Annotated in this window: 15 protein-coding genes; 6 read left to right on the top strand and 9 right to left on the bottom strand. The window is 39.6% G+C overall.

Annotated features, from left to right (window positions below; translation table 11 throughout):
- Positions 1 to 287 precede the first annotated feature (287 nt).
- Positions 288 to 1286 carry a glycosyl transferase family protein gene (locus FTU64_RS11525; RefSeq protein WP_180056077.1) on the top strand — a complete coding sequence of 333 codons (999 nt, stop codon included), beginning with the start codon at positions 288 to 290 and terminating at the stop codon, positions 1284 to 1286.
- A 91-nt stretch (positions 1287 to 1377) separates the two neighbouring features.
- Here the strand turns inward: FTU64_RS11525 and FTU64_RS11520 are convergent, their stop codons facing one another.
- Positions 1378 to 1644, bottom strand: a complete 267-nt coding sequence (locus FTU64_RS11520) for a YeaC family protein (protein WP_078189099.1) — start codon at positions 1642 to 1644, stop codon at positions 1378 to 1380.
- Between the two features lie 2 nt (positions 1645 to 1646).
- A complete protein-coding gene (locus tag FTU64_RS11515) occupies positions 1647 to 2585 on the bottom strand; it encodes an NAD(+) kinase (protein WP_078189100.1) in 939 nt (312 codons plus the stop codon).
- Positions 2586 to 2737: 152 nt separating this feature from the next.
- Between FTU64_RS11515 and mrcB the strand changes: the two genes are divergently transcribed.
- On the top strand, positions 2738 to 5131 hold the full coding sequence (mrcB, locus tag FTU64_RS11510) for a penicillin-binding protein 1B (RefSeq protein ID WP_180020839.1): 2394 nt from the start codon (positions 2738 to 2740) through the stop codon (positions 5129 to 5131).
- Positions 5073 to 5690 carry a tetratricopeptide repeat protein gene (locus tag FTU64_RS11505; protein WP_257222246.1) on the top strand — a complete coding sequence of 206 codons (618 nt, stop codon included), beginning with the start codon at positions 5073 to 5075 and terminating at the stop codon, positions 5688 to 5690. Before mrcB ends, FTU64_RS11505 begins: the two co-directional genes overlap by 59 nt.
- A gap of 505 nt (positions 5691 to 6195) precedes the next feature.
- Here FTU64_RS11505 and FTU64_RS11500 read toward each other — a convergent pair.
- Positions 6196 to 7095, bottom strand: a complete 900-nt coding sequence (locus FTU64_RS11500; RefSeq protein ID WP_180056078.1) for an NUDIX domain-containing protein — start codon at positions 7093 to 7095, stop codon at positions 6196 to 6198.
- A 147-nt stretch (positions 7096 to 7242) separates the two neighbouring features.
- On the opposite strand from FTU64_RS11500, the gene hemP reads away from it, so the two are divergent.
- The gene (gene hemP / locus FTU64_RS11495) at positions 7243 to 7413 is read left to right on the top strand and encodes a hemin uptake protein HemP (protein ID WP_078189103.1); all 171 of its coding nucleotides are present in this window, start codon (positions 7243 to 7245) and stop codon (positions 7411 to 7413) included.
- Between the two features lie 196 nt (positions 7414 to 7609).
- Here hemP and FTU64_RS11490 read toward each other — a convergent pair whose 3' ends face one another.
- From FTU64_RS11490 to FTU64_RS11475, 4 genes are all read right to left on the bottom strand, one after another.
- Positions 7610 to 8929, bottom strand: coding sequence for a HAMP domain-containing sensor histidine kinase (locus FTU64_RS11490; RefSeq protein ID WP_180059767.1), 1320 nt, complete (start codon positions 8927 to 8929; stop codon positions 7610 to 7612).
- Between the two features lie 4 nt (positions 8930 to 8933).
- A complete protein-coding gene (locus FTU64_RS11485) occupies positions 8934 to 9602 on the bottom strand; it encodes a response regulator transcription factor (protein WP_180059766.1) in 669 nt (222 codons plus the stop codon).
- Positions 9603 to 9733: 131 nt separating this feature from the next.
- Positions 9734 to 10096: a NirD/YgiW/YdeI family stress tolerance protein gene (locus tag FTU64_RS11480; RefSeq protein WP_168379331.1), complete on the bottom strand. Its 363-nt coding sequence runs from the start codon at positions 10094 to 10096 to the stop codon at positions 9734 to 9736.
- Positions 10097 to 10201: 105 nt separating this feature from the next.
- Entirely contained in the window at positions 10202 to 11959 is a 1758-nt protein-coding gene (locus FTU64_RS11475; RefSeq protein ID WP_180027311.1) for a GspE/PulE family protein, read from the bottom strand.
- A gap of 186 nt (positions 11960 to 12145) precedes the next feature.
- On the opposite strand from FTU64_RS11475, the gene FTU64_RS11470 reads away from it, so the two are divergent.
- Positions 12146 to 13117, top strand: coding sequence for a hypothetical protein (locus tag FTU64_RS11470; RefSeq protein WP_180059765.1), 972 nt, complete (start codon positions 12146 to 12148; stop codon positions 13115 to 13117).
- A 39-nt stretch (positions 13118 to 13156) separates the two neighbouring features.
- Here the strand turns inward: FTU64_RS11470 and tsaA are convergent, their stop codons facing one another.
- The gene (tsaA, locus tag FTU64_RS11465) at positions 13157 to 13867 is read right to left on the bottom strand and encodes a tRNA (N6-threonylcarbamoyladenosine(37)-N6)-methyltransferase TrmO (protein ID WP_180059764.1); all 711 of its coding nucleotides are present in this window, start codon (positions 13865 to 13867) and stop codon (positions 13157 to 13159) included.
- A gap of 106 nt (positions 13868 to 13973) precedes the next feature.
- Between tsaA and FTU64_RS11460 the strand changes: the two genes are divergently transcribed.
- Positions 13974 to 14753, top strand: coding sequence for a ferredoxin--NADP reductase (locus FTU64_RS11460; protein WP_078189109.1), 780 nt, complete (start codon positions 13974 to 13976; stop codon positions 14751 to 14753).
- Between the two features lie 72 nt (positions 14754 to 14825).
- Here the strand turns inward: FTU64_RS11460 and FTU64_RS11455 are convergent, their stop codons facing one another.
- Positions 14826 to 15266 carry a hypothetical protein gene (locus tag FTU64_RS11455; protein WP_180059789.1) on the bottom strand — a complete coding sequence of 147 codons (441 nt, stop codon included), beginning with the start codon at positions 15264 to 15266 and terminating at the stop codon, positions 14826 to 14828.
- Between the last annotated feature and the right edge of the window lie 176 nt (positions 15267 to 15442).

Raw genomic sequence — 15442 nt, 5'->3', positions numbered from 1 at the left:
GCCAAATACAGAAAAACGAAATATGTATGGTGATTAAATAATCACATCAGAACCTGATATAAAATCAGCGCATTGATCAGGAGATGAAACACATACTAAAGTAGGTTAAATTTTACCTGTTTTTTAATGGCTTGTTCTGCCACAAATGTTAATTTCGGTTAAATAATAGACCGAGTTTATTAGACGATAGTCTAAAGACATCCTTTTTTAAACCTGTTATCAGGCTGAAAAATACCAACTATAGAAGTAAACTATCCTTAAGTCCTAATTTTAAGCCCAGTATTTGCATGAACAATAAACGAAATATTTACAAAGATTTTGAACATCCTTTTGCGCAATTTGTCCGTATCGTGGGTAAAGGTAAAAATGGCGCACGTTCTCTCACTTATGATGAAGCCTACCAAGCGTTCAGCATGATCTTAAAAGATGAGGTTTTAGACGTTCAATTGGGCGCTTTCTTGATGTTATTGCGTGTAAAAGAAGAATCTGTCGATGAACTGACAGGCTTTGTCCAAGCCACACGTGATCAGCTCAAGTTTAAAAAGCTTGATGTCGATTTAGATTGGTCATCTTATGCAGGTAAACGCAAACATTATCCTTGGTTTTTATTGGCCGCATTAACGCTGGCAAAACACGGCTACAATGTCGTAATGCATGGCGCTTCAGGTCATACCATTAACCGCCTTTATACAGAACAAGTATTAGAGTATTTGGGTTTTCCTATTTGCCAAAATGATACAGATGTGGAACAGCAGCTTATACAACGTCATTTTGCTTATATTCCGCTCGACGTCATTTCACCAATACTCAGTGATTTAATTTCACTACGCAATGTCATGGGCTTACGTTCCCCAATTCACACCCTTGCGCGTCTGATAAATCCATTTAATGCCAAAGCCACCATGCAAGCGATTTTCCATCCAGCCTATCGTGGATCACACCAACGTGCGGCATTCCAATTGGGTTATCAAAATAGTGCTGTCATTAAGGGTGAAGGTGGTGAATTCGAACGTAACCCCGATGCAAAAACCTTAATTTGTGGCATCAAGGATGGTGAAATGTATGAACATGAGTTGCCTAAACTGACGGACAACCGTAGTCCAGTCGAAGAAGAACTTGATTTGGCCGTTTTTAAAGCCGTTTGGGACGGTCAGCAGACACATGAATATGGTGAAATCGCAGTCACCGAAACCATGGGAATCGCACTATATACCATGGGTGTAGTCGCAAGTTTTGATGAAGCCATGCAAACTGCCAAAACCATGTGGGCAAATCGTCACGCTTAAATAAGCAGATATGAAGAAATAAATCTAGGCATGCATCAAGCCAATAAAAAGCCAGCATTGAGCTGGCTTTTTCAATCAAAAAGAAAAAGGATTAAACGAAACGAATCGGCTTGAACTCAGGTTCTTCCACATGCGAGTCGCAATGCTCATCTTCTTCTTTGGTCCCACGGTCGATATAACCACTACGCTCATCTTCTGGCAAATGTTTAATTTCCCATGCATACACCGCTTGCATACAAATTTGACGTTGTTCTTGAGTCAGCGCTACGCCATTTGGCCATTTACCAATTTCAATTGCCGTTTTTAATCGACCAACAATTTCAGGATCGAGTACGGCAAGCATCTGTTCAATATTCATAATTAATCCTGCTTTAATGAGTCAAAATCTTGGTTCCAGCCTAGCTTGGTACGACATGCCATATAGAAGTCATAACCAGGTGGATGTAATAAGTTGAGCTTAAATGGATGTTTGCGGATATGTAAACTATCGCCTACACCCAATGATACACTGTGTTGACCATCGGCACTGACCATTGGTAGAACACGATTTTCACGAATCAAAATTTTAATTTCGCTTTGTCCGCCGACGACAATCGGCCGTGACGACAAAGTATGTGGATGCATTGGCACTAAGGCAATCGCATCCATACTTGGGTGGACAATCGGACCACCACCAGATAATGCATAAGCTGTAGAGCCGGTTGGTGTCGAAACAATTAAACCGTCACTGTGTTGGCGGTATACATATTGCCCATCAATATTCAGTTCAAAGTCGATCATGTGTACCGATTTACCCGAGTGCAGCACAATATCATTTAAAGCTACAGCATCATAAATCGACTCGCCTTTCGAGCGAATTTCCATTTCCAACAAGAAACGTCGGTCTAGCTGAAACTCACCTTTGAGCACTTGATCTAACTTGAAAATCACTTCTGTCGGTTTGATATCGGTCAGGAAGCCCAAACGACCACGGTTCACCCCAATCACAGGGGTATTATATTTCACCAAGGCACGTGCGGCATGAAGCAATGAACCATCACCTCCGACAACGATCACCAAATCGACAACTTCACCCAATAAATTACGGCTGACCGTCTGAGTATTATTGTAGGGAACCAGCTGCGCTGTTTGCGTATCAAATACAGGATGTAATCCCAAACTCAAAATATGATCGTGGATCAAACATAGGGTTTCGATCACTGATGATTTGTCTGGACGACCAATCAACCCAATGTTTCGAAATGATTTATGTGAAATTTGCACCTGCGCTTTTGCTCCGCTTCGCCTCATTGGTATCATATCACTAACAGAAATGATTTAAAAAAACTTTAAAGTTTCGACTTTAGTGAAGTAGCTTCCAATATTTTGCATACATATAACAGTTTAAATATTGCAAAATACTGAAAAGCTTCGCATGATTAGCAAAATTTCTCAGGGTATTATCACTATTTATGAAGTCTGAACGTGGCATAGGCATAATTGCACTGATTTTTTCGCTGTTGATTATCGGCGGATTTCTCGTGTTCAGCATTTATCTTATTCGTCTAGATAATATTGTACGGGATAAATTCGAAGGTCAACGTTGGGACATTCCAGCCAAGGTATTTGCTCGTCCTTTAGAAATTTATACCAATGCGCCTGTAAGCCAAGCAGACCTCAACCAAGAACTGAAACTTTTGGGCTATAACGCTCAAGATAGCTATGCGAAAACAGGGAGTTACGTTACTTCTGGCAATGTGACCTATATCCATACGCGTGGTTTTGACTTTGGTGATAGTGTCGACCCTGAACAAGTCCTTAAAGTGACCTTTGGTGAAGATCAAATCACTGAAGTGAGTGCAACCAAGCCTTCAAGTAGTGGTATTGCCCGCTTAGAGCCGATGTTAATTGGTGGTATTTATCCTCAGCACAATGAAGACCGTGTGCTGATCAAACTTGATAAAGTGCCTAAGCCTTTAATCCAAGCTTTAATTGCTACCGAAGACCGCAATTTCTATCAACATCATGGTATTTCGATTCGTGGTACAGCACGTGCCATTGTGAGTAATGTCACAGGCGGAAAACGTCAAGGTGGTTCGACCCTCACTCAGCAATTGGTGAAAAATTTTTATTTATCGCCTGAGAGAACCATTAAGCGTAAGGCCAACGAAGCCTTAATGGCCATGCTGATTGAACTTCACTATGACAAAGATGAAATTCTTGAAGCTTATTTAAACGAAGTGAACTTAGGTCAAAACGGTAACTATTCCATCAATGGTTATGGTTTAGCCTCACAATTCTATTTTGGTTTACCCCTACGTGAACTAAATATTGCTCAGCAGGCGTATTTAGTCGGTTTGGTTCAAGGTCCAACTCTATTTAATCCGTGGAAAAACCCTGAAAGTGCGATTAAACGCCGTAATATTGTGTTGAACAATATGGTGGTGATGGGCTATTTAACTCAGGAACAATATGAAACTGAGTCTGCACGTCCATTAAATGTCATTACAAAACCAACATTGGGCCCTTCTCGCTTCCCAGACTATATGGATATCGTGCGTCGTCAACTGCGTACTGAATACCAAGAAAGCGATTTGACCAATCAAGGTCTGCGTATTTTCACCGCGATGGACCCGATTGCACAAACCCGTGTACAAACTGCATTTAAAGAATCTGTGGCCCGTTTAAGCAATGCCAATCCAGCACGCTTAAAAGAATTACAAGGCGCGGTATTGGTGTCTCATCCTGAAAATGGTGAATTGGTTTCAGCAGTGGGTTCAACGCAGGACTTTACCGGCTTTAACCGTACAATGGATGCTAAACGTCAAGTCGGTTCATTGCTAAAACCTGTGATTTACCTCAGTGCGATAGAATCCAACCGTTATAACTGGGCGAGTCAAATCGAAGATAGTCCGATCAGCATTCAAAGTGATGGCAAAGCTTGGACACCGAAAAACTATAGTGGTGGCGCACATGGTGTCGTACCAATGGTTGATGCCCTATCAAACTCTTATAACCTCTCTGCGGTACGCTTAGGTCAAGAATTCGGTATGTCGACTTTTATTAACCATCTGAAAAAGTTTGGTGTGACGTCTAATATTCCAAACTACCCTTCGATTTACCTCGGCGCTATCGATATGTCACCGATGGAAGTCATGAGTGTCTATGGAAACTTTGCAACCGGTGGCTTCAAATATCCAGTGAAAGCTATTCGTTCAGTGGTCGATGCCAATGGTCGTTTATTAGATCGTTATAGCTTAACGGTACAACCGACTATTGCACCTGATGCAGCCTTTATATTGAACTACGGTTTACAACAAGTGATGAGTTCAGGGACAGGCCGTTCTGCTTATGCATCATTACCGGCTTCACTTAAACTTGCAGGTAAATCAGGGACAACCAATGATACGCGTGACTCATGGTTTGCAGGTTATTCAGGTAATTACTTAAGTGTGGTTTGGTTAGGTTTAGACAACAACAAAGTTACAGGCTTAACTGGTTCGTCAGGAGCACTTCCTGTTTGGACCAATGTCATGAAGCAGTTACGTCAAAAACCAGTTAATTTACGTCAACCAGACAGCGTACAGTGGCATTGGTTAGACCGTTATTCAGGTAATTTATCTGCGCAGCATTGTACAGGTGCGATGTATATTCCTCTGTCGCGTAACTCTATTCCAAATCAGGCTACGGCATGTGGTTCGACACAATATGAAGTAGAACCTTACACAGTTGATACTGAAGAGACGCAGCCAACTCAGGAACAAAATGATAGTTTAGGTGACTACATTCGTGAAAGTGATGTCGATAATGATCAGGGTTCATCTGATCAACCTCGCATCATCTCAAGTGGAGAGTATACAAATTAAATTGCAAAACATTAAAGTTTTAAAAACGTTCAGTATTCTGAGCGTTTTGACGATCATTTTGGCTGGTTGCCAAACCATAGTCGAACCTGAGCAAAAGCCGCCTGCTCCACCTGAAAAAAAGGCAGATATCCATGACTCTTCTGGGGTCATTATTACGCCATATGACCATCCAGAAATTAAACGTCAACGCATCGTTATTCCTGAGCAGAGAACCCAAATTCAAAAATTTGATGATGGCCGCGACTTGCCTGCATTCAAAAAATTGATGAAAAGTACGCAAACCGCTTATGCCAATGGAAAATGGAATGAAGCTGAAAGTGCGGCAACTCAAGCACAGCGTTTGGCACCGCAATCTGCGGAAACTTTTTTATATTTGGCAATGATCGCCAATCGAAAAAATCAACCTGCGAATGCAGAATCGTTGGCACTGCGTGGATTAAGCTATGCTCAAACCAAGCCGATGAAACAACAGCTTTGGAATGTTGTTTTAAAAGCCGGTCAAATGCAAAAGAAAAGCAGCACCATTCAAAAAGCTCAACAAGCCATTAAAGCCCTTTAAGCACCTCGTAAAAAAGCCTGATCTCAATTAAGATCAGGCTTTCTTATTCCATACATACTAAAAGTAAGTTTATTTCTAAAAGTTATTTCAAGTCTAAAATATCGACTTTCAAATACAAATTTAATTAAAAGCACGTATTTTTAACTGATGTTACGCACCTAAAAGTAATTTCGCATATTAAAAATGAATTTTAAGTCTATTCAACGGTGTCTTACATCTAGGGTTTGAATAAAGGGATTAGCCTTCGGCAGGAGGTACACTTATGAAACAATGTTTCTCATTAGGCAAAATGAGAAGCGTGCTTCGCAATGAAACCATCTTGCGGTGCAATGCACCTCACCGACAAAACTCGTTCACTAGCGTCAAATTAATCAAAGTATCGCAAAACCATTTTTGATTAGAAGGAGTCTTGTCTCAAAAACTTGCGGATGACCTTACCGTGTATCATTCTTTTATCTGAAGCAAACTGTGCGTCTGATGTTACTGCGTAACATCAGTTTTTAATTTAAAAATTGCGAATACCAGCCACCCCATAAGCATGATGCTGCTGTGAAATAGGCAACAATTCAGGACGCATCCCACCTAAAGCAAAAACAGGGATTTCAATGCTTCGTGCAATCTCAGAAAAATGCGCCCATCCCATACTTTGCGCCTCTGGATGACTTTGTGTCGCCAGAACTGGGCTCATAAAGATGGCATCACAGCCAATTTTTTGCGCATGCAGTGCAGAAACTTGATCATGACAAGCTGCGATATAGCGCTTCCCAAGCTGTAAATCACCTTTATTTTTTTGCAGCAATTGGTGCTGTTTAAGATGTAATGCTGAAATATGTGCTTGCACCTCTGTAGAGAGCAATGACCATAGATCTTCATTAATTATCAGTTGTTTTAAAATCACAGTAGGTAATTGATTTAATACCTTTGCATTTTCTGCGCTGGCATCGACTCGCCAATAATACAACAGCGTCTCTTGAAGCGTTTCACGTGTTGGTAGATCGGCGGTGATTTTGATCTGTTGCTGCCAATATAAGCGCTGCAAAATAGCTTGATTGGCCTTTGGAAAATTTAAGCTCATGAGTTGTTGACGTGAATACCAGGCCCATGGCTTTTTGATTTCATTCAGCAACGCATGCGGGACGGTGGCATGAAATAAATGTAATTTCACAATAACATCATCATATTCATGTTGAATAAAATCAAAAGCATGCCCGTCGTGTAAACCAATGCTAACTTCTTCAAAAATTTCACGACGACAAGCTTGCTCAGGACTTTCCCCCTGCTCGACTTTACCACCCGGAAACTCATATTTATTGCCCTGATGTTGTTTTGCTTCACGCCAACCCACCAGTACTTTGTCTTGATGCAATAAAATCGCAATGGCGACATCGATTTGCGGTTTAGACATAGTTCCCTGCTCTCTACTCTGTTCCAATTGATTTCCAAGTGTAAGCAAATTTATCTTTTTTATAAAATCCTAAAATTACCGTTGATAGGCCTATTCGATAATGATTATCATTTAAAACATTCAGAAATACACCACGGAGTCGACGGAATGAACGCACCATTTAGCCTTTTTACTCGTAGCAATGAAGCACACCACTCACTGCCAATGCTACATTCAAACAACCTTTTTGCTTTAGGACGTGAAATTCGCATTATGCATGCAGGTGAAGAATATCGACTACGTTTAACACGAAATAATCGCCTTATTTTGACCAAATAATTTCTGATAAAAATAATAATTATCAGCGCAATAAAAATAATCGTGGACACAAGCAGTAAGCCATACGCTTACTGCTTTTTAAGTTTTGTACTTAGTTAAATTAAGTTTTATAGCTACTCAAACTTAATTTAAATCGCAACACTCATCTTCCTCTCACAACACTCTTTCGCTAAATTCCTTAGAGCAAATCGTGTTTTTAACGGATTGGAAAAGTGAGTTGTACCTTTAAGCCACCCAGTTCAGATGCATCCACATTTAAATGGCCTTGATGTAACTGTACAATTTTTTGGGCAATTGAAATACCTAAACCTGAACCTTGCGTCTTCGTTCCCAATACACGGTAAAATCGCTCGCCAATGCGTTGCAATTCTGCGACTGTCAGTCCCGCACCTTGATTTTCAATCGTCCAAACCGCCTGCTGTGCTGTTACCGTTAAATCAATCTTTACCTGTCCTTGCGTAGGACTATAGCGAATAGCGTTATCGACTAAATTGCGTAGACAGCTAAACATCAACTCTGGGTTCATAGCAAACTGTACAGACTGGGTCTGTAGCTTCAATTCGATCTGTTTTTCTTCAATAAAAGGCTGTAAAGCGTCAAAGACTTGTAAACTCAGCTGTTCTAAGTCTTCTTGTTTTTTATCTAATTGCTCCGATTGCGTCGGGTCGAGCCGTGCCAAAATCAGTAGATTTTCCAACACGCGCGTTCCTCGATTAACATCGTGCTGTATGCTCAATAAATCCTGCTGAATGTCGGGATATTTTCGTTTTAATACCTGAAGTCGCATTTGAATCGCAGACAGCGGTGAGCGTAATTCATGTGAAGCATCGGATGTAAAGCGTTGTTCCGCCTCTAAGGCTTGATCTAATCGACTTAATAAAAAATTCAGCTGTGTTTGGATCGGCTCTAATTCTTGTAATACAGGTTCAGGTAAGACAATGGCTTGTAAGTCATCTACATTTTTTTCAGCGATTTGTTTTGAAAAAAGCTGTAAAACTTTCAATTGACGTTTAATCAAAATATGCAGTAATAGCCATTGGATCAACCAGACAATCAATAGAATCCCTGCATAGCCTAGTACGCTTTGCAGCGTTTCTCTGAGCCGTGTTTTCATCGGTTGAACGATTTGTACGCTTAATCCATCGTCCTGAAGTGCATAGCTACGCCAAAGCGCGCCGTCTCTCCATTGATAATTTAGCCCCTGTTTTAAATTGGGCTGATGTTCAAATGCTGTGTGTTGTTCCGATGTGGTTAAGACTTGCGACCCTTGTATGAGTTGATATTGCATATCAAACTCTTCACTCAGCTCATCTATTTGTTCGTCTTGCTTCAGCGTTAGATCAGTAGCAGTAAGCATATCTGCCACTTCGTCCATCAGGGCATCATGTACATTCATGATGTGATACAAACCAAATCCCAACATCAGACACAGAGAGATTGCTCCCGCCCAAATTGCACTGAGCAGTGAGGTTTTAATCAGTTGCGACTGTAAGGAAATGCTTTTTTTATCACTCATAGACTTAACTTTGTTGCGGAAGATTCATGCGATAACCCAAACCCCTTAAGGTTTTAATGTAATCACTGCCAATCTTCTTACGCAATTGGTAAATAAAAACTTCGATCGCATTACTTTCAACTTCATCGCCCCAAGCATAGAGTGATTCTTCGAGTTGGCTACGCGTCATAATATGCTCAGGATTTAACAACATCTTATGCAAAATTTGATATTCACGCGAAGTCAACGTAATCAATTCCGCATTTTTACGCAGCGTTTTGGCATGTACATCTAAACTTAAATCACCAAAAGTCAGACAATTATCACGCTGCTGATGATGCAAGCGTAATTGGGCACGTACCCTTGCTGACAACTCTTCTAAGCTAAACGGTTTCACCAAATAATCATGGGCTCCCAGATCTAAACCTTCAACACGATCTGCAATACTGTCCCGAGCAGTAATGAATAAAACTGGTGTAAACGGATGCAACTGTACGATACGTTTTAAAATTTCATCACCAGTTACTTTTGGTAAGCCACGATCTAAAAGTATGCAATCATATTGATGTTGTTCTAAAGCCAAAATAGCGTGATCGCCGCGATCAACCCAATCGACACTATAGCCATCCATTTCAAGCCATGTTTTTATACTGTCTGCTTGGGATGCATCATCTTCTGCCAATAAAATTCGCATCTTACCTACCCTATTTCTATGGTTCCGACTTCAGTGTATCGAACTTTTGCTCATATCTACTCAAATCATAAAAAAACCACAGCAAGCCGTGGTTTTTTATAGTGCAGCACTGTATTGAATGACAGGCTAAATTAAAATTTTACTTGATCGACATCCACTTCAACGCGTTTTGTTGGTTTGTAATCAATGTCGATTTCACCAATGAGCGTTACCGGTGTTTTAGCTGAAATTGCTTTGCCTTGCCAAAGTTCATCATCAATATCCACTGTAATGCTGCCTGTGCTATCGCGGAACTGATATTTTTCATCGCCCATCGATTTGACAACATAACCTTTCAATTGAACCTTACTGTCATCTTTTAAGCCTAAGGCATGTTTCACAGATGTGGTTTTCATCGGTGCAACTGCTGTTTGATTAACGGCTGTATTCGCGACTGCAACCGATGCCACACCTGCAAATGCTAAACCACATACCAATTGAGTGAATGTTTTCATCTTCGGTCTCTCTTACTTTGTCTATTTCGATAGCGCTATTTAAACAAAGCAAGATGAGTCGAATCTTAAGCTGCAAAGACGTTTTTATTTACTTTGATCGAACCATTAGTTGAGCGGCACGACACGCAGGACTTCTTCTAAAGTGGTTACCCCTGCAAGTACTTTACGCGCACCGGCAATTCGTAATGGCTCGACATGCTCTTTACGTGCCTGTGTACGTAATTGGGTTAAATCTGCATTGGCACCAATCAATTGTTTGGTTTCAATACTGAGCGGCATAAATTCATAAATCCCCACACGGCCTTTATAACCCGTTTGACGGCATTCATCACAGCCCACCGCCTCGTAGACAAAATCAGGCATTTGAATCGCATATTCAAAGGTCAGATGTTTCCACTCTTGTTCATTGATAAAAGTCTCACGCTTACAATGTGGACAGAGTTGACGAACTAGACGTTGTGCCAAAACCCCTAATATGGTCGCTGCGGTTAAAAAAGGCTGAATACCTAGGTCATGTAATCGCGTCAAACTCGATGGTGCATCATTGGTATGTAAAGTTGAAAGCACCAAATGACCTGTTAATGCAGCTTGGATCGCCATATTTGCCGTATCATGATCTCGTATCTCCCCGACCATGATAATGTCAGGGTCTTGACGCATTAAAGCCCGTACACCATCAGCAAAGCCCAGATCAATCCCTGTATTCACCTGCATTTGGTTAAAGCTTGGCTCTAACATCTCAATCGGGTCTTCAATGGTGCAGACATTCACTTCTTCAGTTGCTAATTGTTTGAGTGATGAATAAAGCGTGGTGGTCTTACCTGAACCTGTCGGACCAGTCACTAAAATAATACCGTGACTATGACTGGTTAATGCTTTCCAATCATCTAACAGACGCCCTTCAAAACCGAGCTGTTGGAAGCTACGTACCAAGACTTCAGGGTCAAAAATACGCATAACCAACTTTTCACCAAAAGCTGTTGGCAACGTCGATAAACGTAGCTCTGTTTCTTGGCCTTTGGGTGTACGGGTTTTTAAACGTCCATCTTGCGGCTTACGCTTTTCCGCCACATTCATCCGACCTAAGATCTTAATTCGCGAGACCACGGCTGTCAGGGTATTTGCGGGCATGTTGTAGATGGTATGTAATACCCCATCGATACGAAAACGCACCTTTCCTGTATCTTTACGCGGCTCGAGGTGAATATCACTTGCACCTTGTTCGAAGGCAAACTGTAAGACCCAATCCACAAGCTTCACAATATGCTGATCATTGGCATCTGGATTTTGTGTATCACCTAATTGTAATAACGCTTCAACGCCTTTATTTTCACGGTCATAACTCGATGATTTTTGAGAATTACTGACCGCACGACTCACTTGGTAATATTCAACCAAATATCGCTGTAGTTGATCTGGACTGAGTAATACACGCTGAATCTTGCGTGGTAATACCGTTCTTTCTAAATTTGCAATCCATTCATTTTTATAAGGTTGATCCGTTGCAATCAACACATGCTCATTTTGTAATTCCACCGCTAAAATGCGATTTCGTACTGCAAATTCCTGCGACATAATGGCTGTCAAAGCAGGTACATCAGCTTTTAAAGGATCGATAATATAAAACGGTACACCTGACTTTTCTGCCAACCATTGACAGAGTCTATTGAGCGTTAAGGTAGACTGCGGATGACTCTGATCGACCAAATTAAAATTGGCAATCCATTGTAAAGGATGCCATTTTAACTGCTCACGCTGACGGTGCGTGGTTTGAATCAGTATTTTGTCCCGTTCAGTAATTCGCCCGTCTTTTTGTAATTGGTCTAAACACCATGAAGTGTCAATTTCAAAATTAAAAGTCATTGTTCTATGTTCCCCAAACATAAAACCACTATAGCAAAAAATTCTAAAGGCACGCTTGTGTCATTAGTGTTTTGCACATAGGTTTTCTGAAAGCATACTATTTTTGTTATTAATGAAAACATTCATAAATTTAAGCTATAATAAAGTTGCCTATCAGGGCTTTATAATTACGATATAAGAAGATTTATGATGAAAATAAAAATATTAGCAATTTGTACCATGACTATTCTTAGCTTAACTGCCTGCGGCGGTGGCGGTGGAAACTCAACCTCTAATAATGACTCCAGCGAAAATCCAACGATACCAAATGCTGCTTTCCAACAGTGGTCAACTTTTGAACTCGACAGTGAAAGTGATGTGCTGTCATACGAAAGTGATACTGCAACTATCGATAATGGTAAACTATATACTTCAGAAAGTAGCGATTCATTTATGGTCACAGCGAATGGCTTGTATGATGAAGGATCTCTACACAGTTCGTATGGCTATCTGAATGGCAATATATCCATTGCAAATAATGTGTGGACGCTAAGTCCTCATTCCACTATTAATTCATCAGGTCTAAAAATTACGACAACAATGAAGTCCTTCAATCTTGAAGGTGAAATCCTAGCATCTCAAGTTGATGCCTATAATTATTGGATCATAAAAAATAATATTACTGATTCAAGCAACTATATTTCTAACGATGCTCTCAAATACTTAACAGCTATTTCAAATATTAAGTTTCCCGCTGGTTCTCGCTGTTTACAATTAAATAAAGTATCAAATAGTGAACAGTATTTAGATTTAACAGATTCCTCAGATAGTGATAGTCAAAGTTTTTTAGCTGACTGGTGGGCTGATCTTAGTACAGATATTACTGCGAAAAAATACATCATGAAAGATACTGTAGCCTATACCGTAGCTGATGATGAGAGTGAATATGGCGTAGCTCAATATAAAAATCGTTTTTATAACGCTTACCTATCTCCTAAAGGAGTGGAATACAATATGCAGGATTTAATTAAGGTTATTGATAATTGGATAAATACTTCAACTAATCCTACTCAAAAAACTCAATTTTTAGAGTTTAAACAATTAGCTGAGAACTCTTGCAGCATGTATAACGATGTTGCTCTTAACGCAATCAAACAAAGTTTTGCAGCAAATAAATAATTTACACATTTAATAAAAAAGGAGCTAAAAGCTCCTTTTTTATTGAGATATATCAATAATCAGAATTTGTAGATCACAGATCTGAAATTTTACATTCAATCCACCAAATAACATGCCATACACACGTTCATCATCATGCTGATAAGCAGGACGTGGATCTAAACTCAATACTTGTTCCAGTTCTGCTGTTAATTGTTCGGTTAAATTGCCATTATTCAAAAATACCTGTTTTTGTTGCTCAGCGTGCTCTGACCAAATCACAGATTTTCTTTCTGGCTCATCCTGCGCATAACCGCTTTGCGCATCCATCACTGCATCTGAATATTGAATATAGGGTTTGATATCTAAAATTGGTGTTCCATCCAACAAATCACTACCGACCACATAGACACATACCGATTTTCCGACTTTTTTCACTCCTTTGAGCTGCACAACCGACAAGCCCATAGGTGACGGTCGGTACATACTTCGTGTCGCAAATACCCCGATTTTTTGATTACCACCTAAACGCGGAGGACGAACTTGCGGACGAAATTTTGTCGAATCTGCATTTTTATTTTCATGAAACTGCCAAATCAGCCAAAGATGACTAAAATCATCAATCCCTTCGAAAGCCAATAAATCGTTATAAGGTTCTAGCATTTCAATATAAGATTCGACTTGCACCAAATTCGGCTGACGTGGAATACCAAATTTTTCTCGGTAGGGAGATTTCATATACCCGATAATTGGCATTTTAAGCTCAGACATAATCACTTTTTCTGATAAGTTCAATTAAATATATTCAGTTTATCGAGAATGATTTTAGATTAGAATAGTAAGCTGTTCTAATTTGATAATTTTATTGAGACCTTTAATGGCTGCTTTTAACGTCGAAAAGATTACTCACGTCCACCATTGGAATGACACTTTATTCTCTTTTAAAACCACTCGCGATACTGCGTTACGTTTTAAAAACGGTCAATTTGTGATGATCGGCCTTGAAGTAAATGGTAAGCCTTTAATGCGCGCTTATTCTATTGCAAGCGCAAACTATGAAGAAGAATTAGAGTTTTTCTCTATTAAAGTTCCAGATGGTCCTTTAACGTCTATTTTACAAAAAGTAAAAGTTGGCGATGAAATTTTAGTGTCTAAAAAACCTACAGGTACTTTAGTTCTAGATGACTTAAACCCTGGTAAAAACTTATACCTACTTTCTTCAGGTACAGGTCTTGCACCGTTCCTTTCTGTAATTCGTGACCCTGAAACTTACGAACGTTTTGAAAAAATCATCGTTGTACATGGTACTCGTTTCATTTCGGAATTGGCTTATCAAGATTTAATCTTAGATGAAATTCCTAACCACGAATTCTTTGGTGAATTAGGCGCGAAAGAAAAATTGGTTTATTACCCTACAGTAACCCGTGAAGAATTCCATACTCAAGGCCGTGTAACTACTGCCATTGAATCTGGTCAACTTTTCGAAAAAATTGGTCTTCCTCGTTTCAACCCTGAAACTGACCGCGCAATGCTTTGCGGTTCACCTGCATTCCTAGACGACGTTGCTGCGCTACTTGACCAGCACGGTCTGAAAGAATCTCCTAAGATGGGCGTTCTAGGCGACTACGTGATTGAACGTGCATTCGTTGAAAAATAATTAGATGTAAATTAAAAAGCGCATGTCATCATGCGCTTTTTTTTATCTATACACCACTAATGACTGATACAGTTATTTTTTTTCTTTTACCTTCAATTCATCAATAATTTTTGCTCTCCACTCTAAACCTTTCTCAGTAGCATCAGGTAATTCATTCGATAAATTAATTTCCACACTGTCATCTGGATATATATGTACAGCTAAATATTTTTTATCTTTTAAATTTTCATTCGTCAATGTGGGGACATTGGTTGCAATATGCTTTTTAGAGCTATTACCTTCTCCCCATTTAATATATTGAGCTCCTGTTATCACTGCTGATCTTTTCGTTCCACTACCTAGCCCTCCACCTAACTCCTCTCCATTTAATTCAACAATATATGGAATATAACTTGCATCATAACCATAAGATGTTGTCGTCAATACATAAGTTTTTGTTGAATGTGTATTACACCCTATTAAACTCATTGCTGAAAGCATAATAAGCATTAAATTCGTTTTTAAAACTTTCATCATTATCCTTTTAAAAATATTGGGTTTTAATTTATTTAATTAAAAATAATAGATCTCTTTCATAAATCAAAAAACGATCTTCTTTTTGGTTAATATTTGCACTCCGGATTTCTTAGCATTCGTGCATAATCTGCGGATGAAATACATCGATTCAAACAAGCTTTCTGATCCTCAGT

It is taken from the genome of Acinetobacter sp. YH12128, assembly GCF_013418655.1.
GTDB classification, from domain to species: Bacteria; Pseudomonadota; Gammaproteobacteria; order Pseudomonadales; family Moraxellaceae; genus Acinetobacter; species Acinetobacter amyesii.
The sequence above is the reverse complement of the archived record's forward strand: the minus strand, read 5'-3'. Positions and strand labels throughout refer to the sequence as shown.